Annotated in this window: 21 protein-coding genes; 7 read left to right on the plus strand and 14 right to left on the minus strand. The window is 68.8% G+C overall.

The genetic code is table 11. The annotated features are described in order from the left end of the window. Window positions 1-68 precede the first annotated feature (68 nt). Complete coding sequence (locus Q0326_RS16420) at window positions 69-947, plus strand: exonuclease domain-containing protein (protein ID WP_298692532.1); 879 nt, start codon at window positions 69-71, stop codon at window positions 945-947. 31 nt (window positions 948-978) lie between these two features. Here the strand turns inward: Q0326_RS16420 and Q0326_RS16425 are convergent, their stop codons facing one another. Then, window positions 979-1,119, minus strand: a complete 141-nt coding sequence (locus Q0326_RS16425) for a hypothetical protein (protein ID WP_298692533.1) — start codon at window positions 1,117-1,119, stop codon at window positions 979-981. A 150-nt stretch (window positions 1,120-1,269) separates the two neighbouring features. Beyond that, window positions 1,270-2,250: a TIM44-like domain-containing protein gene (locus Q0326_RS16430; protein ID WP_298692535.1), complete on the minus strand. Its 981-nt coding sequence runs from the start codon at window positions 2,248-2,250 to the stop codon at window positions 1,270-1,272. 189 nt (window positions 2,251-2,439) lie between these two features. On the opposite strand from Q0326_RS16430, the gene Q0326_RS16435 reads away from it, so the two are divergent. The 3 genes from Q0326_RS16435 to Q0326_RS16445 all read left to right on the plus strand — a co-directional run bounded on the left by Q0326_RS16435 (window position 2,440) and on the right by Q0326_RS16445 (window position 5,123). Next, a complete protein-coding gene (locus tag Q0326_RS16435) occupies window positions 2,440-3,318 on the plus strand; it encodes a pirin family protein (RefSeq protein ID WP_298692537.1) in 879 nt (292 codons plus the stop codon). After that, complete coding sequence (locus Q0326_RS16440) at window positions 3,315-3,794, plus strand: nuclear transport factor 2 family protein (protein WP_298692539.1); 480 nt, start codon at window positions 3,315-3,317, stop codon at window positions 3,792-3,794. The genes Q0326_RS16435 and Q0326_RS16440 overlap by 4 nt, the downstream gene beginning before the upstream one ends. A 111-nt stretch (window positions 3,795-3,905) precedes the next feature. Then, window positions 3,906-5,123 (plus strand): glutamate carboxypeptidase, encoded by a 1,218-nt coding sequence (locus Q0326_RS16445; RefSeq protein WP_298692541.1) that lies wholly within the window; start codon window positions 3,906-3,908, stop codon window positions 5,121-5,123. A gap of 12 nt (window positions 5,124-5,135) precedes the next feature. Here the strand turns inward: Q0326_RS16445 and Q0326_RS16450 are convergent, their stop codons facing one another. The 12 genes from Q0326_RS16450 to Q0326_RS16505 all read right to left on the minus strand — a co-directional run bounded on the left by Q0326_RS16450 (window position 5,136) and on the right by Q0326_RS16505 (window position 16,656). Next, window positions 5,136-5,426 (minus strand): cytochrome C oxidase subunit IV family protein, encoded by a 291-nt coding sequence (locus tag Q0326_RS16450; RefSeq protein WP_298692543.1) that lies wholly within the window; start codon window positions 5,424-5,426, stop codon window positions 5,136-5,138. After that, the gene (locus Q0326_RS16455) at window positions 5,426-6,064 is read right to left on the minus strand and encodes a cytochrome c oxidase subunit 3 (RefSeq protein ID WP_298692546.1); all 639 of its coding nucleotides are present in this window, start codon (window positions 6,062-6,064) and stop codon (window positions 5,426-5,428) included. The genes Q0326_RS16450 and Q0326_RS16455 overlap by 1 nt, the downstream gene beginning before the upstream one ends. Before the next feature lie 97 nt (window positions 6,065-6,161). Next, window positions 6,162-7,829, minus strand: a complete 1,668-nt coding sequence (gene ctaD, locus Q0326_RS16460; RefSeq protein WP_298692549.1) for a cytochrome c oxidase subunit I — start codon at window positions 7,827-7,829, stop codon at window positions 6,162-6,164. A gap of 10 nt (window positions 7,830-7,839) precedes the next feature. Beyond that, window positions 7,840-8,769, minus strand: coding sequence for a cytochrome c oxidase subunit II (coxB, locus tag Q0326_RS16465; protein ID WP_298692552.1), 930 nt, complete (start codon window positions 8,767-8,769; stop codon window positions 7,840-7,842). Beyond that, the gene (locus Q0326_RS16470; RefSeq protein ID WP_298692554.1) at window positions 8,769-9,563 is read right to left on the minus strand and encodes a hypothetical protein; all 795 of its coding nucleotides are present in this window, start codon (window positions 9,561-9,563) and stop codon (window positions 8,769-8,771) included. Before Q0326_RS16470 ends, coxB begins: the two co-directional genes overlap by 1 nt. Then, window positions 9,560-9,853 carry a hypothetical protein gene (locus Q0326_RS16475; protein ID WP_298692556.1) on the minus strand — a complete coding sequence of 98 codons (294 nt, stop codon included), beginning with the start codon at window positions 9,851-9,853 and terminating at the stop codon, window positions 9,560-9,562. The genes Q0326_RS16470 and Q0326_RS16475 overlap by 4 nt, the downstream gene beginning before the upstream one ends. Next, complete coding sequence (locus Q0326_RS16480) at window positions 9,850-10,767, minus strand: hypothetical protein (protein WP_298692558.1); 918 nt, start codon at window positions 10,765-10,767, stop codon at window positions 9,850-9,852. Before Q0326_RS16480 ends, Q0326_RS16475 begins: the two co-directional genes overlap by 4 nt. Before the next feature lie 2 nt (window positions 10,768-10,769). Then, window positions 10,770-11,246: a cytochrome c gene (locus tag Q0326_RS16485; RefSeq protein ID WP_298692560.1), complete on the minus strand. Its 477-nt coding sequence runs from the start codon at window positions 11,244-11,246 to the stop codon at window positions 10,770-10,772. Next, a complete protein-coding gene (locus tag Q0326_RS16490; protein ID WP_298692562.1) occupies window positions 11,243-11,758 on the minus strand; it encodes a DUF3341 domain-containing protein in 516 nt (171 codons plus the stop codon). The genes Q0326_RS16485 and Q0326_RS16490 overlap by 4 nt, the downstream gene beginning before the upstream one ends. Further along, the gene (gene nrfD, locus Q0326_RS16495) at window positions 11,755-13,095 is read right to left on the minus strand and encodes an NrfD/PsrC family molybdoenzyme membrane anchor subunit (RefSeq protein ID WP_298692563.1); all 1,341 of its coding nucleotides are present in this window, start codon (window positions 13,093-13,095) and stop codon (window positions 11,755-11,757) included. Before nrfD ends, Q0326_RS16490 begins: the two co-directional genes overlap by 4 nt. Window positions 13,096-13,222: 127 nt before the next feature. Continuing rightward, complete coding sequence (locus Q0326_RS16500; protein WP_298692565.1) at window positions 13,223-16,006, minus strand: 4Fe-4S dicluster domain-containing protein; 2,784 nt, start codon at window positions 16,004-16,006, stop codon at window positions 13,223-13,225. Further along, window positions 15,994-16,656 (minus strand): cytochrome c3 family protein, encoded by a 663-nt coding sequence (locus Q0326_RS16505; protein WP_298692567.1) that lies wholly within the window; start codon window positions 16,654-16,656, stop codon window positions 15,994-15,996. Before Q0326_RS16505 ends, Q0326_RS16500 begins: the two co-directional genes overlap by 13 nt. A gap of 216 nt (window positions 16,657-16,872) precedes the next feature. Between Q0326_RS16505 and Q0326_RS16510 the strand changes: the two genes are divergently transcribed. The 3 genes from Q0326_RS16510 to Q0326_RS16520 are packed head-to-tail and all read left to right on the plus strand — an operon-like array spanning window position 16,873 to window position 21,037. After that, window positions 16,873-18,423: an MFS transporter gene (locus Q0326_RS16510; RefSeq protein WP_298692570.1), complete on the plus strand. Its 1,551-nt coding sequence runs from the start codon at window positions 16,873-16,875 to the stop codon at window positions 18,421-18,423. 8 nt (window positions 18,424-18,431) lie between these two features. Then, window positions 18,432-19,595: an HlyD family secretion protein gene (locus Q0326_RS16515; RefSeq protein WP_298692572.1), complete on the plus strand. Its 1,164-nt coding sequence runs from the start codon at window positions 18,432-18,434 to the stop codon at window positions 19,593-19,595. Next, window positions 19,592-21,037 carry an efflux transporter outer membrane subunit gene (locus Q0326_RS16520; RefSeq protein WP_298692574.1) on the plus strand — a complete coding sequence of 482 codons (1,446 nt, stop codon included), beginning with the start codon at window positions 19,592-19,594 and terminating at the stop codon, window positions 21,035-21,037. Before Q0326_RS16515 ends, Q0326_RS16520 begins: the two co-directional genes overlap by 4 nt. Window positions 21,038-21,052: the final 15 nt, after the last annotated feature.

The raw sequence follows: 21,052 nt of genomic DNA on the forward strand, positions 1-21,052 counted from the left end.
GAACGGAGAACGGCGGCGATCCCCGGTTCCCGGCTGCGGATCGCCCCCGGGCCTGCTAGGTCGTGGACATGACCGTCACGACGCAGCCTTCGCTGTCAGACCCCGCCGCCCCGATCCCGCAATCCGTCGACTTCGTCGTGATCGACGTCGAGACCGCCTGCTCGCGCGTGAGCAGCATATGCCAGGTCGGGATCGTCGGCTTCGCCGGCGGCCGCGAACGATGGTGCTACGAGACGCTGGTCGATCCCTGCGACGATTTCCACGACTTCAACATCCGCATCCACGGTATCGGCCCCGACCATGTGGTCGGGCATCCGACCTTTGCGGATATTCACGGCCTCCTCGACGGGCACCTGTCGGACCGCATCACGGTCGCCCACAGCTATTTCGACAAAGGTGCGCTGGCGGCTGCCTGCCGCGTCCACGATCGGCCGGTCATAGAGACGCGCTGGCTCGACAGCGTGCGCGTCGCCAAACGCGCCTGGCCCGATCTGCCGAGCCACCGGCTGAACGTCCTGTCCGAATATCTGGGCGTTGCCCACAAGCATCATGACGCGCTCAGCGACGCGCGCGCGGCCGGCATGGTGATCGTCAAGGCCATCGACCATACGGGGATCGACCTTCTTGGCTGGATGGCACCCACGACCAAGCCCGGCCCGGCGCCGACCCCGGCGGCCATAGGGCCGCTGCGCGGCGAGCGTATCGCGATCGCGGGCGAGCCGCGCGACGGCCGCCTCGCCCGGCGCCTTGCCGCCGCCGGCGGCAGGATCGTGTCGTCGGTCGGGGCAACGACGACATTGCTGGTGTTGGCCGAACCGCCGTCGCCATTCGAGGGCGAACGACGGTCCCGGCTGCTCGCCAAGGCCGCGGCGCTGCGCAAAGGCGGGCACGGGATCGCGGTGATCGGCGAGCATGACGTGGTCGCGCGCATCGGCGCGGTGGCATAGCCGCGGGCGCCAGCGCGGTGAGACGCCCGTATCAGGGTTTCAGATCGCGCCGGCTCATTTCGGCGGCGGCGAGGATATCGAGCGGCGACCCGGGGTCTCCCGCGAAAATATCATGGAGATCCAGAAGATCTTCGTCATTCAGGCGCGTAACCGACGCCTCGATCTCGTGCATATTGCGCACCACGCGGGCGTCGTGATCGGCGCGCCACTTGCCTTTTGGTCTCTGCATCGCCCGCCCCTACTACGGGGGCTGCGATTTTCCTAGCGGTCTGGCCGCAGACCTGCGTGTTTGGTCGGTCGCGTCGTTCCAGACATCACGCCCCTAGCTATCCTGGATCGCCGACAGCTTCCAGACGCCGCCCCGATCGCGGACGAACGTCCACAATTCGGTCGTCTCGCTCGGCATGTTGGCCGAGCCGCTGACGATCATCCCGGTGGTGCGATTCCGCATCACGTCGATACCTTCGTAGCGCAGGCTGATCGTCGCATAATCCGCGTCCGCCTCGCGCCAGGCTTCGGAAACCTCGGCGTCGAGCAGCCGCGTCCCGCTTACCTCGTTGCGGACGCCCTGCGTCGCGTTCTGGCTGAGTTCCTCGGACAGATAGGACATGATCTCGGGCGTGGTCAGTTGGCGCAGCCGCGCATAATCCTCGCGGCCGAATGCGTCCTGCACGTCGATCAGCAGCCGCTCGAACGCGGCCTGATCGGCCTGGCTCAGCGGGATGTCCGTCGCCGGTGCGGCATAGCCTTGCGTCTGTGCGCCGCCGCCGCCCCAGGGCCCGCCATCCGCCTGCGGGACGAAGCCGCTGGCGCCGCCGAAGCCGCCCGGAGCGGATCCGCTCTGCCCCGCCGAGCGTCGACGGAAGAAGCCGATGACCAGCCAGACGATCCCGCCGAGCAGGGCGAGCTGGATCAGCGAGGCCAGCAGTCCACCACCGCCGCTCGAACCCCAGCCGCCGCCGCCCATGCCCCCGCCAAGGAAATGACCAAGCAGCCCGCCGGCGACGAGGCCGCCCAACAGCCCGCCGCCGAAACCGCCGAAGCGGCCGCCCGGGCGATAGCTGGGTTGCGAGCCGAAGCTCGGCGCATAGGCCGGACTGGCCTGGGTCCGCGGCGTCATCGACCGCTCGATCGGCGCCACCGGCCGGCTCGCATTATAGGTCGGGCGCGGCGCATAATAGGTTCGCGAGCCGCGGCTGCCGAAGCTTCCGCCGCGCCGGGCATCGGCCGGCATCGCGACCGTGCTGGCCAGCGCCAGGGCAAGAGCGAGGGCAGACGCCAAACGATGGGAACGGTAGATCACGGCAAGTCTCCTATCTGCGACGATGTAGGGATCGCGCGCCGGCTCCGCCAGACATGATCCGATCCATCGCGGCCGAGACGTCGCAATCTCCCGGCCTCTCGCCGCGTGGCGCCGCGTCATCCGCCTTTTGCGGTTCCGCCATCCCGGCGTTCGTTCTATTCGGGCGCGACACACACGCCGGAGACCGTGATGACGCCCCGCAGCATCGCCCGCGCCTACCCCGCCCTCCGCGACGACATCGGCGACCTCACCACGCGGCGTCCGGTGCCCGGCCCTGGGCTCGAGCAGGTCGACCCCTTCCTGTTCCTCAACCATCACTGCCCGCAAACCTATCGGCCGGGCAACGATGGCCTGCCGTTCGGGCCACATCCGCACCGCGGCTTCGAGACGGTCACCTTCATCCTTACCGGCAATCTCGCGCACCACGATACCGGCGGCCATGAGAGCGTGATCGAGGCAGGCGGCGTCCAGTGGATGACCGCCGGCTCGGGGCTGATCCATGCCGAGGTGTCGCCGCCGTCGTTCAAACGGCAAGGCGGCGCGCTCGAGATCCTGCAGCTGTGGGTCAACCTGCCCGCCCGCCTCAAGATGACCACGCCTGCCTATACCGGCGTCCAAGCGGAGCAGATCCCCGCCATTCCGATCGCGGACGGCAACGGCATGCTGTATCTGACATCCGGCACGTTCGACGACGTCGTCGGGCCGATCGCATCGCTGACCGGCGTCTTCATGGCGACACTCCAATTGTCCGCCGGCGCGCGCGTCGAACTGCCTGCACCCAAGGGACGAAGCATCCTGCTCTATGTGGTCGCGGGTCGCATCGCGGTCGGCGGCGGTGCGGTGGACCGCTGGCACCTCGTGCGGATGAACGACGATGGCGACACCGTGCTGGTCGAGGCCGGGACCGACGCCACGCTGCTGTTCGGCCACGCCGATCCGATCGGCGAGCCGATGGTGTCGCACGGACCGTTCGTGATGAACACGCGCGAGGAGATTGGCATGGCGATCCAAGACTATCAGGCCGGCAAGTTCAACGGCACCGGGCCGTTGGCGGGGGTCGGCGCGTGACGCCGGAGACCGAGCGTCCGCCGCTGCCGCCCTTCGCATCGCCCGAGGCCGCGGCGCGCAAGGTGCGGCTCGCCGAGGACGCATGGAACGGCCGCGATCCTGCCCGCGTCTCGCTCGCCTATACGGTCGACAGCCAGTGGCGAAACCGTGCCGAGTTTCTGCAGGGCCGCGACGCGATCGTCGCGTTCCTTACCCGCAAATGGGCGCAGGAGCAGGACTATCGGCTGATCAAGGAGCTGTGGGATTTCCGCGACGACCGGATCGCCGTGCGCTTCGCCTATGAATGGCATGACTCGCGCGGCGACTGGTTCCGCTCCTATGGCAACGAGTTGTGGGAATTCGACGCACACGGGCTGATGAAGCGCCGCATCGCCAGCATCAACGACTTGCCGATCCGCGAAGACGAGCGGCTGTATCACTGGCCGCAGGGGCGCCGCCCCGACGATCATCCGGGGCTGAGCGACCTCGGCCTGTAGGACAGGACGCTGCCGCTCGACATTGTGACGCAGGTCGGCGATCGTCGCGATCGTCTTGGGGCGGGGAGTAGCGCGATGCGGGGAAGCGGACGGACACGGACGATGGTCGGGATGCTGCTCGCAGCCGGCATCGCGCAGGCGGCCATGGCCAGGCCCGACACGCGCGTGCTGGCTGCCGCGACCGCCGCCCGCGCCGACCAGCTCGCGTTGCTCGAACGCGCCGTCGACATCGACTCCGGCACGGGGGACGCCGCCGGTGCCGCCAAGGTCCAGGCGCTGCTCGTGCCCCGCCTGCGCGCGCTCGGCGCGACGATCGAGACGGTCGCCGCCGAGGCCGCGGGGCTCGGCGACAATGTTGTCGCGCGGATCGATGGCACCGGCAGCGCGCGCATCCTGATCATCGCACATGTCGACACGGTATTCCCCGCCGGCACCGCCGCCGAGCGACCCTATCGAAGCGACGGTGCACGGGCCTACGGTCCCGGCGTCTCCGATGAAAAGGCCGGCGCGATCGAGGCCGTGGTCGCACTCAAGCTGCTCCACGATCTTGGCGCGCGGAATTACAAGCGGATCACGCTGCTGATCGAAACCAGCGAGGAACAGGGCTCGCCCGGCACGCGTCATCTGATCGACCGCCTGCTTCACGATGCCGATGTCGAGCTCAACATGGAACCGGGCGATGCGCCCGATGCGATCACGGTCTGGCGCAAGGGATCGGCGACGATCCACCTCACCGTCCACGGCCGCGCCGCGCATGCCGGCGTCGCACCACAGGACGGTCGCAACGCCGCGGTCGAGCTGATCCACCAGCTGAAGACGATCGACCGCTTCCCGCAGTCGGGCGACGGGCTGACCGTCAACCTGACCACGCTCAAGGCGGGCGACCGGGTCAACGTCATCCCCGACCTCGCCAGCGCCGACATCAACTATCGCGTGCGCAGCGCCGACCAGTTCGCAACCGTGCAGTCCGCCTTCGCGGCATCGGCCAAGCAGACGCTCGTGCCGGACACGACGGTCGAGGTGTCGACCACGCCCGCCTTTCCGCCCTTGCCCGAAAACCCGGCAACGCAGCGGCTCGCGGGTCAGGCCAAGGCGATCTATGCCGGGCTCGGGCGCGAGCTCGGCATGGCTGGAAACGGCGGCGCGTCGGAATCCGCGCTGGCTGCGGCCGCGGGCGTCCCCGCGCTCGACGGATTGGGCCCGGTCGGCGGCGGCTTTCACAGCGCGCGCGAATATCTCGATCTCACGACGGTGACGCCGCGACTGTATCTGCTGACCAAGCTGATCATGGCGATCGGGGATGCCCCCCCGCCCGCAACGCGCCCCTGAACGGCGAACCGCTCAGCGCGTCGCCAGGTCCGCGAACGCCATCAGGAACAGGAAGCTCAGCCAGACGACGCCGATCAGCGCAGTCATCCGGACCAGCGCGCTCGCCTTGCCGAGCTTCATGAACGCGCCCAGCACCAGCGACGCTTGTACCAGCACGATCGCGAGAGACAGCAGCGGTTTGAGCGGCGCGCCAGGAACCAGCGCATATCCGAGGCTGATGGCGCCCAATCCGAACAGCGCCGCCCAGACCAGCAGCGGTTTCAGCACGATCGTGCGAGCGTCGGGCGGCCGATCCTCCGCCATCACCGCCCGATCAGATAAAGCAGCGGCCACAGCAGCAGCCAGACGATGTCGACGAGATGCCAGTAGAGCGTCGTCACCTCCGCCACCATCCAGCGCGGCCCCAGCGTCCCCAGCCGGTCGAGCCACAACAGCCGCGCGACGAACGCCAGCCCGATCGTCAGGTGGACCGCATGGATGAGCGTGATCAGCCAGTAGAAGGACCAGAAGCGGATCGCGCCTACCGCGGTGAAGGGAAAGCCGGGGACCGTCGGGAAAAGATGCTCGGACAGGTCCTCATGATATTCGAAGCCCTTGACGGCCAGGAAGGCGGTGCCGAGAATCAGCGTCGCGACGATCGCCACGCGGGCCGCGCGCCGCCACTCGGCCTTGATCGCACGCTCGGCGACGGTCAGCGTTGCGCTGCTGCTCATCAACAGGACGGTATTGATCGTGCCGAGCAGGAGATTGGCTTTATGGCCGCCGACTGCGAACCCGCCCGGGTCCTGCAGACGCGCCACGGCGTAGAGGAAGAAGAAGCCGCCGAAGAACAGGATCTCGGTCGCCAGGAACAGCCACAGCCCGAACACCATCGCCTCGTGCTGGCGGTCGGCCTGCTCGAACGGCTCGACCAGCATTGGCGTGGGGGGTGCGACGCTCACCGCCACACTCCGCCCGTTCTCCCGCGCAGGCGGGGGCCCAGCGCTGCGAAGCGCGAGGCGTGCGTCTCTGGGCGCCCGCCGGGGAATCGGGCGCCACTCACGCCCGTTCGTCCTGCATCGTCTCGTCGGCTTTGCCCGGGGCCTCGTCCCAATCATGATAGGCATAGGCCTCGGTCCGAACGACGGGGAAGACGAGGAAATTATGCTTCGGCGGCGGCGACGTGGTCGTCCACTCGAGACCGGTCGCCTGATGCGGATTGTCGGGCGCGCGCTCGCCGTAGAAGAGCGAATAGCCCAGGTAGAAGAGCGGCATCAGATAGCCCACCGCAAGCACCACCGCACCGGTCGACGACATCACGTTCCAGACCTGAAATTCGGGCGGGTATTCGTGATAACGCCGCGGCATGCCGAGATAGCCGAGGATGAATTGCGGGAAGAAGGTGAAGTTGAACCCGAAGAACAGCCACAGCGCCGCGCTTCTCGCAAAGGTCTCCGAATAGAGCCGCCCGGTGATCTTGGGCCACCAGAAATGCAGCCCCCCGAAGAAGGCGGACACCGATCCGCCGACCATGATGTAATGGAAGTGCGCGACGACGAAATAGGTGTCGGACAGATGCACGTCGACCGGGATCGAGGCGAGGAACAGGCCGGTCAGCCCGCCCAGCGTGAACAGCCCGACGAAGCCCAGCGCATAGAGCATCGGTGCCGAGAAGCGGATCGTCCCGCGATAGAGCGTGCCCGTCCAGTTGAACACCTTGATCGCGGAAGGGACGGCGATCACGAAGCTCAGGAAGCTGAAGATCATGCTCGCGAACGGAGATTGTCCCGAGACGAACATGTGATGGCCCCACACCAGGAAACCGATCACCGCGATCACCAGCATCGCATAGACCATGAACTGGTAGCCGAACACGCGCCGCCGCGCCTCGCAGGCGATGATCTCCGAGACCACGCCCATCGCCGGCAGGATCATGATGTAGACCGCCGGATGGCTGTAGAACCAGAATAGGTGCTGGAAGAGCAGCGGGTCGCCGCCCGCGCGCGGATCGAAGATCGGCAGGCCGAGCAGCCGCTCCGCGCAGATCAGCACCATCGCCATCGCCAGCACCGGCGTCGCCAGCACCATGACCAGGCTGGTCGCGTACATCGACCAGCAGAACAAGGGCAGCCGCATCCAGGTCATGCCCTTGGTGCGCAGCAGATGGACGGTGGCGATGAAGTTGATCCCGGTCGCGATCGACGAGAAACCGACGACGAAGATGCCGAACGCGGCGAGCAGCACATAGCTGTTCGAGTAGAGCGTCGAGAAGGGCGTGTAGAAGGTCCACCCCGTATCGACCCCGCCGAGCAGCAGTGCGGCGAGCGTGAAGCAGCCGGCGATGACGTAGAGGTACCAACTCATCAGGTTGAGCCGCGGGAAGGCGACGTCCTTGGCACCGATCATCAGCGGCAGCAGGAAATTGCCCAGCGTCGCAGGGATCGAGGGGACGAGGAAGAACCACACCATGATCACGCCGTGCAGCGTGAACAGCCGGTTGTAGGTGTCGGCGGTGACGAGATCGCCCTTGGGGGTGAACAGCTCGAGCCGGATCACGGTCGCCGCCGCGCCGCCGATGAAGAAGAACATCGTGATCGAGACCGCGTAGAGGATCGCGATCCGCTTGTGGTCGGTCGAGAGCAGCCACGAGCGCAGCGTCGTACCCTCGGTCAGATAGGTGCGCTCGCCGGGTTCGCGCGCCAGCAGGCCGGTGTCGTCGCTTCTCATCGTGGCCCCGTCATCGCGCTTCACTCCGGCCCTGCTCGAGCGCCTTGATATAGGCGACCATCGCGACGACCTGCTCCTCGCTCGCGACACCCTGATAGCTCGGCATCACCGACGGATAGCCGGCGACGACCTGCGCCTCGGGGCGCAGGATGCTGGTGCGCAGATAATCCTCGTCGGCGGTGACGGTGCTGCCGTCGGCGAGCGTCACCGGTCGGTCGTAGAGCCCGGCGAGCGGCGGCGCCGGCACGCGGGCGCCGGCACCGTGGCACCCAGAACAGCCGAATTTGGTAAACAGCTGCGCGCCCTCCCCGGCCAGATCCTCGCCATGCGGCTGCGCGGCGAGCCAGGTCGCGTAGGATTCGGGCGGCATCACGGTGATCGTGCCCGTCATCCGGGCATGGTCGGTGCCGCAATATTCGGTGCAAAACAGGTGATAGTCTCCGGCTTTGGTCGCCTCGAACCAGGTCGCGGTATAGCGGCCCGGCAGCACGTCCTGCTTGATCCGGAAGGCGGGCACGCCGAAACTGTGGATCACGTCCTGGCTAGTCATCTCGAGCCGCACCGGCACGCCCTGCGGGATATGCAGCGCGTCGATCTCGCGCACCCCCTCGGGGTGCTGCGCTTTCCACATCCACTGTTTGGCGACGATGTGGATTTCGAGCGCGCGCTTGGGCAGCAGGAAATGCGGCAGCTGCGCCGACACCGCCCACCAGAAGACGAACAGCGCGACGAACAGGGTCGCCACCGTCCAGCCGATCTCCACCTCGCGACTCATCCAGTCGGGAAGCGGCCCGCGATAGGCTTTGGTGCCAGCGCGATATTTGATCGCGAACGACAGCACGAGCGTGCCGACCACGGTCATGATGACGACGCTCAAGCCGACCAGCACCCAGAAGATGCGATCGACCGACGGCGCGATGGTGGAGGCGGATTCAAGCATCAGACGGCGCTCCGCTGCCGGCGAAGGCTCCACGCCAGGAAGCCGGCGAACGCCGCGACCAGCGCGATCCCGCCAAGACGCAGCGCAAGGATCGCGGGCTTGGCATAGACTCCCTGCGCCGCGGCCAACCCGTAGCAGATCGCGCTGATCCGCCCCGCGAGGCTGTCGTCGGCTTTGGGCGACGGTGCGACATAGGCGGCATCCAGCTTGGCACGCGCAATCGCGGACGCCAGTTGCGGCGCCGTGGTCGCGGTCTCCGGCAACAGCGCGGCCAGGGTGCCCGTCGGCGCAAAGACGTACAGCGCCGCGTCGTGCGCGAACTGATCGGCCTCGGCATCATATTCGGCGTGATAGCCGAGCGCCTTTTCCGCGATCGCGATCGCCGCGGGCGTGCCGGTCAGCAGTTCCACGCTCCGCGCCTCGCGCGGCAGGCTCTGCAGCCGTTCGCCGATCAGCCGGCGCGCCACCGCCGGCCCGTCGCCGTCGAGCCCGATCACCACCATGCGATAGTCGCGACCTGGCACCAGCGCGGCATCGTGCAGCGCCCCCGCGGTCAGCGTGATGCCGGGGCCGCAGATATGTTTGCAGCTGTAATCGGCAAACAGCAGCACGGTCGGCATCGAACCATTGGCAAGGGTGACGCGTGCGCCACGCTGGTCGACAAAACCGAGCCCCGCCGGCAGCACCGCGCCTGTCGGCGGCGTCGCGCCGACGCGCGACAGTTCGGCGGGGGTCAGTGCGGCGGCCACGGGGCTTGCGAGCAGCGCCACTGCGAGAATCGCCGCGCGGTTCACGGCTTACCCCATAGCGCATCGCCCTGCGCCGCCGTCACCGCCATCGCATTGCCGATCGCCGCCGGCGGCCGCGGTGCCTGGACCTGGCGCCAGTCGCTCGGCGCGGTGTCGATCGTCTCGAGCACGGGCGCCGCGAAATGCTCGGGCACCGCCCGCGTCTGCGCGGCGTAGCGATGGTTGTAAAAGGTACCGGTGACGACGACGAGTGCGACCAGCGTGATCACGAAGACGGCCAGAGCGATCACCGCCGGCTTGGCGCGGACGCTCCAGCCCTCATAGTCCTGGCTCATGCCCACGCCTCCCGCGCCAGTCCGCCGACCGCCAATGTTGCCGCCAGCCCCATGGCCAGCCCGATCCGGCCACCCGGCCCCGCGACGATCCACACCCCAATGAGCCCGAGCGCGAGCAACGCCGCACGCCCCGCCCAGCCACGCGCGCCATCGCTGCGGCTCAGTCCGATCAGCAGGATCGGCGCGATCAGCCCGAATACTAGCGCGAGGCCCGGCAGCAGCGCGGCTGGCAACGTCCGACGATCGACATACCAGCCGACATGCGCGGGCAGATTGCCGAACCAGACGATGACGAAGTCGATGTAGAGAAAATAGCTCAGCCCGAGCGCGCAGGCGACAAGCAGATAAGCGAGATCGCGACGCTGCGACACCGTTCCCAGGCCTGCCGCGCAGGCCAGAGCGGCCGACCCACCGATCTGCATCACCGCGAGCACCATCGGCGCCACGGACTCGGGCTGCGCGGGTGCGACGCCGAGCAGCCAATCATAGGCCATCACGGACACGATGAGCCCGTGCAGCAAGAGCAGCGGCCCCGCCTGCGTCAGCGTGCCCCGCCTCAGCGCACGGCCGATCCACGACCAGACCAATAAGGCCAGCGCCGATCGGACGGCGAAGGCTATAGGCGATAGCCACAGCTGGAGGTGGCCCTCGGGATGGTGGAACAGCGCCTGTCCGATCACCACCGGAACCGCGAGCAGCCCTAGCCAGGGCATCGCCGGCAGCATTGGCACCAGCGCGGCATCCCAATCGGCGCCGACGACGCGCGCGATCAGCAGCAAGGCCACCGCGCCGATCGGCGGGGCGCTCAGCAGGAGGAAGGCCGCCCGCCAGCCATCGGCCGCAGCGCGCGGATCGGCGATCGCGAGCAGGGCGACCGCCGCCGCGCCCAACAGCGCGCGAAGCAGCGACGCCACCCTCACTTGCCCTGCCCCGGCTGGAGCGTCTTGAGCGCCTCGACATAGGCGGCGATCGCCCAGCGGTCGTCGGGCTCGATGCGATCGGCGAACGGGTACATCGCGCCATAGCCGCGCGTGATCGCGTCGGCGGTGCGGCGCGGATTGTCTTGGTTTCCGAACGCCGGCGGCCGCGGAAAACCGCGCTGGACGACGCGGCCGAGGCCGTTGCCCGTCTCGGCGTGACAGGGCGTGCAGAAGATCCGATACCGATCCTCGCCCCGCGCTAGCAGCGCGGGCGTGACGTGCGGCGGCGTCGTCGCGGCGGCATCCCGCGCGGGCTGATCCTGCGCGACCGTCCCGGCAGGCGCGTCGTCGCTCGCCGCCGGCCCATCCTGCCACAAGGTCGCGCCGCCCTGCGCGTCGTGGCGCGCCTGCTTGGTCATCGACAGGTCGCAGCCGGCGAGCAGCAGCGGCATGGCGAGCAGCGCGGCCTTCATCGCGTCACCATCCGACTGTGCACCGCGCCGGCTTCCGTCAGCATCCGGATGATGTCGGGCGCATCGTCCTCGTCGCAGGCGAGCGCAAGGACGAATCGGTCGGACGAGGCGCGCGCCACCTCGTCGAGATCGAAGGCGCCGTCGTGCAACCGCGTCAGCCTCGCCCGCACGACGAAGGCGAGCATGCCCGCGATCCCCGCCGCGAGCGCGCCGAATTCGATCGGCGCGATCAGGAACACCGGCCAGGAGTGCAGCGGCCGCGCGCCGCTGTCGAACGGGTAGGCCTGCGTCGCGGTCCACCAGATGAACGCGTAGAAGCCGGCCGCCGAGAGCAGCCCCGCGGCGATCGCGATCCAGGCGATCGGATAGGCTTCCACCTCGCCGATCTCGCCCAGTTCGATCGGCATCGGCGACCACAGCCCGACGATCCGCCGCCCGTCGTCCCGCGCCTGCGCGACCGCCTCGCGAAACGGCGCCTCATGCGCGAAGCTGGCGAGCGCGAGCGCGGTCATCGCGCGCTCTCCGCCAGTTCGCGGATCTCGTACATCGGCACCAGCGGGATGACGCGCGCGAGCAGCAGGAACAGCAGCACGAACAGCCCGCCGGTGCCGAACAGGATCAGCCCGTCGACGATCGTCGGCACGTACAGCGTCCACATCGTCGGCTCGTAGCCGATCGACAGCGTGTTGCAGAGGATCAGGATGCGCTCGAAATACATGCCGACCAGCACGCCCAGCGACACGATCACCAGCACCGGCGTCGAGCGCCTGAGCGCGGGCGACCAGAACAGCTGCGGCAGCAGGCAATTGCCGAGGATCATGCCGTAGGTCATGCCCGAATAGGGGCCGGTGAAGCTGAAGCGGAGGAAGCGCAGGTCGGCCGCCTCGCCCGTCCACAGCGACGACATCCACTCGCTGCCGTAGGAGAGCAGCATGATCGATCCGGCAGCGAGCAGCATCTTGGCCATTGCGTCGAGATGATTGGGGCGGATCACGCCCTCCAGCCGCAGCGTCGCGCGGATCACCAGTGCGAGCAGCACGACCATCGCGAAACCCGAAAAATAGGCGCCGACGACGAAATAGGGCGGGAAGATGCTCTCGGTCCAGCCCGGCATCAGCGAGGCGGCAAAATCCAGCCCGACGATCGAATGGACCGAGCAGACTAGTGGCGTCGCGATCACCGCCATCGTCCGCTGCAGGCGCTGGTGTGCGCGCCACTGGCCGGGCGTCCCCTGCCAGCCCAGCGCGGCGACGCCCCAGATGCGACGCCAGCCCCTGTCGCCGGGCCGATCGCGCAAGGTCGCCAGGTCGGGGATCAGCCCGAGATAGAAGAAGATCAGCGAGAACAGCAGATAGGAGAGGATCGCCCAGAAATCCCAGACCAGCGCCGAGCGCCACTGCGGCCACACACCCATCGTGCTGGGATAGGGTCCCAGCCAATAGGCGTACATCGGGCGGCCGAGATGCAGGATCGGGAACAGCCCGGCGATCGACACCGCGAGGATCGTCATCGCCTCGGCGAAGCGGTTGATCGCATTGCGCCATGTTTGCCGCGTCAGCAGCAGCAGCGCCGAGATCAACGTGCCGGCGTTGCCGATGCCGATCCACCAGACATAGTTGGCGATCGGGAAGCCCCAGACGACCGCCGAATTATTGCCCCACATGCCGGGGCCGTAGGCAAGCGAGACACCTACCGCGATCGCGCCGAGCCCGGTGACGCCGAGCGAGACCAGCACCGCGATCCACCAGCGCTTGCCGGCGCGCCGGTCGGTGAGCGGCGCGCAGACGGCATCGGTGATCGCCTGCATGTCCAGCATCGACGGCAACAGCCAGCGGGCGGCGTCGGTCATCGCGCGACCCCCTTGCTTGTTCCCCGGCGCAGGCCGGGGCCCAGGCCCATTCTATTGTCGGGCGGCGCAGATTCGAAAGTGCGGGCCTGGGCCCCGGCCTTCGCCGGGGAACGGTGAGTGACAGGCGTCACGCCTCGCCCCCAGGACCGGGGCCATAATTGACGACCTTCGCCAGATAGGTCGTGCGCGGCCGCGTGCCGAGCTCCTCGAGCAGCGCATAGTGGCGGGGATCCTGGCGCAGCCTGGCGACATCCGACGCCGGATCGCCGATATCCCCGAATGCGATCGCCTGTGTCGGGCACGCCGCCTGGCAGGCGGTGACCACCCGACCGATCGGCGTGCCGGAGGCGTCCGCCTCGTGGACCACCGTCTCGATCCGCTGCACGCAATAGGTGCATTTCTCCATCACCCCGCGCGACCGCACGGTGACATCGGGGTTGCGCTGCGCGGTCGCCGGCGCGGGATCGAGCTCGCCCCACAGCTCGGCGCCGGCATAGTCGAGGAAGTTGAACCGCCGCACCTTATACGGGCAGTTCGCCTGGCACGTCCGCGTGCCGACGCAGCGGTTGTAGACCTGGTTGTTGAGCCCCTGCGCATCGTGCACCGAGGCCTCGACCGGGCAGACCGGTTCGCACGGTGCTGTTTCGCACTGCATGCACGGCACCGGCTGGAAACCGCCGCCCTTGTCGTGCTGATAGCGGTCGACGCGCAGCCAGTGCATGTCGCGGCCGCGGTCGATCTGGTCGGGTCCGATCGCCGGCACATTGTTCTCGGCCTGGCAGGCAACGACACAGGCGTTGCAGCCGATGCACACCGAGGCGTCGATCACCATTCCCCATTGCGGCGCGGCCGGCGGCCGCGGCGGCCCGGCGCCGAGCAGCGAGGGGTGCGGCGCGGGCTTGTCCGTCGATTGGCCAGGGCGGACGACGGGATAGAGTTTCTTGATCTCGCCATCGAGTTCGAAGTCGCGCTGGTTCCGCGGGACATAGGCTCGGCGGCTGGTGGCGGTGAGCGTCAGCGGCGCACTCGTCCAGCCACCGCGCGGGCCGCGCAGGCGAAAGCCGTCCGCACCCGGCCCGAGCGTCCCGCGCCCGACTGCGATCGGACCGCCCGCGCGGCGGCCATGGCCGAGCGGCAGCGTCGCGACGCCGTCCGCCTGTCCCGGCACGATCGTGACCGCGACCTCGACGCCGCCCAGCGACACAAGGTCCGCCTCCGCGAGCGTGAACCGCGCGGCGTCGTTGGCGGACAGCCGCAGCGGCGCACCCCACATCTGGCGCGTCACCGGATCCGGACATTCCTGCGCCCAGGCATTGGTCGCGCCGCGCCCGTCCCATAGCGTCGGCGATGGTGGCAGCGTGACGATCATCGCGACGGGCGTGCGGCCCGGCGCGGGACGCAGGAGCTTGGGCGCGTCCGGCGTCTCGGCCTTTGTCGCCGTATCCGCGATGACGCCCGCGACCAGCGTGTCGCGCCACCAGCGATCCGGATCGCCGCCAGCCTGCGCACGCCACTGCTGCTGCACGCGCGCATGCTCGTCGATGCGCGGACCGCCCGCGTCGACCAGATCGAGCGCCGCCAGCGCCGAGCGCGCCCCGAACAGCGGCTTGATCATCGGCTGGACGAGGCTGGCGCTGCCGTCGGGCCCGCGCAGGTCGCCCCAGCCTTCGAGACCATGCGCGAGCGGCGCGCGCCAGGTCGTCGCCATCGCGGTCTCGTCGGGGAAGGCGGCGAACGACACGCTCAGCGGCACGCGCCGGAGTGCGTCGGCGAAACCGAAGGACGGCGGCGCGTGGAGCACCGGGTTGGCGTCGAGCATGATCAGCGACGTCACCCGCCCCGCCGCCATGTCGCGGGTGAGATCGGCGAGGCTTTCATGGTGGCTCGACGGATCGGGATCGACCGGCGCGATCCAGTCGACGGGGGCGGCAAGCGCATGGTTGATCCACGCCGCCAGCGAATGCGCCTCGACCGACTGGCCGCGCCCGATCATGACGAGGGCGCGGCCCTGCGCGGCTTTGAGATCGGCAATCAGCCCGACGACGAATTGATGGGCCTCGGACGGCAATGCGGGCACAGCGCCGCCCGCCCCAAATGCAGCGGCGACCGTCAGCAGCACGTTGGGGATCAACGCCGGGTGCAAGGCCGTGCGCCGATCGGCACAGATGCCGGATTGGGTCAGCGATGGCTCAACGGCATAGGTGCGCAGCGGCTTGCCCGCCGCGCGCCGGCGATCCGCCCAGCCGCGCGCGAACGCGATCTGGTCCGGCCCCGGCCCGAGCGGATCGGCATCGAGCAGCACCAGCACGTCGGTTTCGGCGAGTCGAGGCCGCATCGTCAACTGCCGGCCAAAAGCCAGCTGCGCGCCACCGCGCTCGGCATCGTCGTCGATCACTTCGGCACGGACATGGCGCAGCCCCGGCAGCCGCGTCTTCGCCTCCGCAATGCGCGCGAGCAGGGTCGGCGAGGTCAGCCGCCCGGTGAGCAGCACCGCACCCGCGCCCGCCGACCCCGCCAGCCGTGCGATCAGCGTGCGCTCGAGCATCGGCCAGCCCGAAATGCCCTCGGGGTCCGCCGGCGCGCGCAGCCGCTGCGGGTCGTAGAGATCGAGGATCGCGGTCTCGACGAACAGGTCGGTCGCGCCCAGGCTGGCGGGATGGTTGGCCGAGCCCTCGAGCTTGATCGGCCGCCCGTCGACGACCAGCGCGGTCGCGCCGCGACCATAGCCGGCGAGCGCCAGCGTCGTTGCATAGCGGCGCGTGCGCCCGGCGCGGTCGCCCGCCTCGTCGCGCACCGCGGGGATGATCGGCTGGTCGGGCTTGGAGCAGCCGGCAAGGCTTGCCGCCGCCCCCGCCGCGATCAGCCGCAGCACCTCGCGCCGGTGCGGATCGAAGCCGGTCATCGATGGCATGTCGAACAATCCGTCAGCCTGCGCGCGTGCTGCAGCCCGACGACATGCGCATGGATACGCCGCGCCTCGTCTTCGGGGATCGACTGCTCATAGGGTTTGGACAGCGTCACGCGATCGGCGGGCACCAGCCGCTTCTCGGGATCGCGGTGGCAATCGAGGCACCATTGCATCGTCATCGGCGTCGCCTGACGGGTCAGCGGCATCTGCCGCATGTCGCCGTGGCAGGCGGCGCAGGGCACGCCGTTGCGGACATGGACATGGTGGTCGAAATAGACATAGCCGGGCACGCGGTTGACGCGCGACCAGCGCAGCGGCTGACCCGACGCATAGCTTTGTCGCACGGGCGCGAGCATCTGCGCGTTGGTCCACATCTGCGAATGGCAGGTCATGCAGACCTGCGTGGTGGGCACGGTCGCCTTGGCGCCGGTCTCGACCCCGACATGACAAAAGCGGCAATCGATACCGAGCTCCCCGGCATGATGCTTGTGGCTGAACGGCACGGTCTGCTCGGCGAAGCGCCCCTGGCCGGTGACGTAGCCGGTGCGCTGCAATCCGATCATCAGCGCGACCAGACCCAGAGGCGCGAGCAGCAGCGCGAACAACGCGACGCGCAGCAGGCTGTTCGCTCCAGGACGAAAGAGCTGCGCCAAGCCGTTGTCTATCCCCCTGCCCCGCCCCGATGCGGTGCCCGGTCAACGCGCATGCCGACAAACGTTTCCGCACCCATTGCAAAGGATTGCCGTTGATTTGTCGGTCCTGTGGCGCGAAGGGCGGAGACGCCGAGCGTGCCGTCCGTATTTAGAGCCAGCCATCATCATGCCACCGCTCACCCATCGCCCGTCCCCGTATCGGATCGACCGCTGACCATGGACGTGCGGCGCCTGGTCGGTCTGGGCGGGATATTGGCGGCGGCGATCCTCGCGCAGCTCAACGACCAGGTGCTGACCAGCGCGCTGCCCGATGTCTCGGGCGGCTTCGGGCTCGGCCATGATCCGGCGAGCTGGTTGGGCACGGTCTATATCAATGGCGAGGTGATCGGCATGATCGTCGCGCCCTCGCTCGGGCTCGGCTTCTCCTTCCGCCGCTTCGCGCTGTTCGCGGTCGCGTTGTCGACCCTGTCGACGCTGGCGATGCCGCTCGCGCCCTCGATCGGCCCGCTGCTTGGCCTCCGCTTCCTGCAGGGGCTGGCGGCGGGCTTCACCATTCCCTTGCTGATGACCACCGCGCTGCGCGTGCTCGATCCGCCGATCCGGCTGTACGGCCTCGCCTGCTACGCGCTGACCGCGACCTTCACGCCCAATCTCGCGACCACGCTCGCGGCGCTGTGGACCGACGGCGTGCGCGACTATCGCTTCGTCTTCTTCGAGGCGCTGCCGCTCGGCGTGATCGCGGCGGTGCCGATCTGGTGGGGAATGCAACAGGACCCGCCCAATTACGAGCGGCTCAGGAAATTCGACTGGCTGGGCGCGCTGCTTGTCGCGGTCGGCTTCGGCGCGCTGTCGATCGTGCTCGAACAGGGGGACCGGCTCGACTGGTTCAACTCGCAGCTGATCGCGACGCTCACCTTGGTCGCGGTGGTCGCCATCCCCTGGTTCCTGATCCACGAGACCTACGCAAAAGTGCCGCTGATCCGGCTCGATCTCTTCAAGCGCCGCAATTTCGCCTATGCCTCGATCACGCTGATCCTGTTCCTGATCATCGCGCTGTCGGCCTCGGCGGTGCCGATCGCCTATCTGACCCAGGTGCAGGGCTATCGGCCGCTGCAGGCGCATGTCGTGACGCTCGAGATCGCCGCGTCGCAGCTCGTGCTGCTGCCCGCGACCGCGCTGCTGCTCGACGTCGAGTGGGTCGATTCGCGCTGGGTGAGCGCGGTCGGCTTCGCGTGCATCCTCGTCTCGTGCATCGGCAAGGCGTTCCTCACCCCCGACTGGCAGACCGACCAGTTCCTGGTGTGGCAGGCGCTCGACGCGATCGGCTTCCCGCTCGTCGCGATGCCGCTGCTGATGATGGCGACCAATGTGCTGGCGCCCGAGGAGGGGCCGTTCGCCTCCGCGATGATCAATGCGCCGCGCGCGGTGGCCGAGGCGATCGGCGTCGGGGTGCTCGCGCTGATCGATCGCTGGCGCGGCGCGCTGCACCGGACGCGGATCCTCGAGACGCTGGGCGCGGACCGGTTGAACGTCGTGCAGGCCGCGCCGATCCCTGGTGCCTCGCTGCCTGCGCTGACGCCGGCTGGCAGGCCGAGCGCGCCAGGGGCGCTCGAGGCGCTCAACCGCGGGGTCGAGGCGGCGGTGACGACGTTGACGACGATCGACACCTATCTGATCCTGGCCGCGGTCGTCGTATTCATGATGATCGTGCTGGCGGTGCTGCCCGAGCGCACCTATCCGCCGCGTATCGCACTCGCCGGACATTGAGGGGGCATATGGCCGACGACGACACCGACAAACCCGACGACGAGAAGCAGAAGCAGCAGGAGGAGCACGACAAGCGCGAGCAGGAGAAGCAGGCGCGGTCGGCGCGCTGGCCGTGGGTCCTCGCCGGCGTCGTGGTGCTGGTCTTCGTGATCGTCGTACTGCTGATCATCTTCCTGCCGCGCGCCAAGGTGAAGACCGACGACGCCTATGTCACCGCGCATTATGCGATGGTGGCGCCGCGTGTCTCGGGTCAGGTCTCCGGCATCCATGTCGACGACAATCAGAACGTCCGCCGCGGGCAATTGCTCGTCACGATCGACGACCGCGACTATCGCGCCTCGCTCGACCAGGCCGAGGCGGCGCTGGCGGCCGACCATGCGCAGGTCGATCAGGCGAGCGCGCAGGTGTCGCGCCAACCCTCGATCATCCGCCAGTCGCAGGCGCAGGTCGATGCCGCGCGCGCCAAGCTCGGCCTGTCGAACGCGGATCAGCGGCGCTATGCCAACCTCGCCGCGACCGGCGCGGGCACCGTCCAGCAGCACCAGCAGGCCGACGCCACCCAGGCGCAGGACCGCGCCTCGCTCGAATCGGCCGAGGCCGATCTCGACGCGGCGCGCCACCAGCTCGATGCGCTGAAAGCCAACCGCACGACGGCGCTTGCCAAGGTCCAGGCGGACCAGGCGCAGATCGAGCAGGCCAGGCTCAACCTGTCCTACACGCGCATCACGGCCCCGATCGACGGCGTCGTCGACCAGCGCAGCGTCCAGCTCGGCAATTTCGTCAGCCCGGGCGGCGCGCTGATGATCGTCGTGCCGCTGCACCAGGCCTATATCGAGGCCAATTACCGCGAGATCGCGCTGCGCCACATGCATCCAGGCCAGCATGTCCGCATCCATCTCGACGCCTATGACGTCTGGCTCGACGGCTATGTCGAGAGCCTGCCCGCGGCCTCGGGCGGCGCGCTGTCGCCGATCCCGCCCAACAATGCGACGGGCAATTTCACCAAGATCGTCCAGCGCCTGCCGGTCAAGATCGTGCCCTATCCCAACCAGCCGCTCGCCCGGCTGCTCAGGATCGGCATGTCGGTGGAAACGATCGTCGACACGCATCTCGACGACGTCGCGGCGGCGCACCGGCGGGCGGCGCCCGGCCAAGTGGTGGCGCCGCAGTGACGTCTCCCTCCCCGTGGGGGTTGCTCAAGCGCTTTGCTCCCCTGCTGCTGCTCGCGGGCTGTACCGTCGGCCCCAATTTCGAGCGGCCCAAGATCGACTCGCCTAGCGCGTACGGCGCCGAACCCACCAACGTCCCCAGCCGCACCTATGGCGGCGAGGTCGATACGGCCTGGTGGACCAATTTCCGCGATCCCGAGCTCAGCTCGCTGGTCGACCGGCTGGCCAAGCAGAATCTCGACCTGCAGAGCGCCGCCGAGCGCATCGCGCAGTCGCGCGCGCAACGCGACGTCGCCGCGTCGCAGGGCCTGCCGCACATCGATGCGACCCCCAAATATACCCGCGAGCGCGAGAGCCTCAACGGCACGCCCTCGCTGGTCACGCCGGCGCCGGGCGCGCCGCTCGCGTTCAACCTGTTCCAGCCGATGGTCAGCGCCGGCTGGGAGCTCGACCTGTTCGGCCGCGTCCGCCGCGCGGTCGAGGCCGCCGGCGCGCAGACCCAGGCCGCGATCGAGGCGCGGCGCGGCATCGCATTGTCGGCGATCGCCGAGCTGGCGCAGGATTATATGCAGCTGCGCCAGCTCCAGCGCGAAGAGGCGTTCGTCCGCGACAATCTGGCGCTGTCGCAAAAGCGCATCGCCCTGGTGCGCAACCGATTCGCCAACGGCGTCGCGACCACGCTCGACCTCGCGCAGGCCGAGGCGCAGGCCTCGACGATCGCGCAGGATCTGCCGACATTGCGGTCGCAGCAGGCGCAGATGATCAACGCGATCGGGCTGCTGCTCGCCGAGCCGCCGCGCAGCCTACTCGACGAGCTGACCCGGCCCGCGGTCCAGCCGCCGGTCCCACCAATCGTCCCGGTCGGCCTGCCCGGCGAACTGATGCGCCGCCGCCCCGACATCCGCGAGGCCGAGGCCGATCTCCATGCCGCGACCGCCGAGACCGGCGTCGCGGTCGCATCCTTCTATCCCGACATCTCGCTGTCGGGCAGCTTCGGCTTCGAGAGCCTCAAGACCAGCACGCTGTTCGACTGGGCGTCGCGCGTGTTCATGGTCGGGCCGACGGTCGACCTGCCGATCTTCGAGGGCGGGCGGCTCAAGGGCACGCTCAAGCTGCGCAAGGCGCAGCAGCGCGAAGCCGCGATCCAGTATCGCAAGGTGGTGCTGCAGGCGTGGCACGACGTCGACAATGCGCTCACCGCCTATGCCGAGGCCCAGCACGCGCAGGCCGACACGCTGACGACGACGCAGGCGGACGCGCGCGCGCTCAGGGCGGCCGAGCAGCAATATGCCGAGGGGGTCACGACGTTCATCGACGTGATCCAGGCGCAGACCGCGCTGCTGCAGAGCCAGGATGCGGGGGCGCGCGCCAATGCCCGCGTCGAGATCGCGCTGGTCTCGCTCTACAAGGCACTCGGCGGCGGCTGGGAGACGGTGGCGCAATAAGCGCTTTCGCGGCGG

It is taken from the genome of uncultured Sphingomonas sp. (assembly GCF_937859915.1).
Classification (GTDB): domain Bacteria; phylum Pseudomonadota; class Alphaproteobacteria; order Sphingomonadales; family Sphingomonadaceae; genus Solisphingomonas.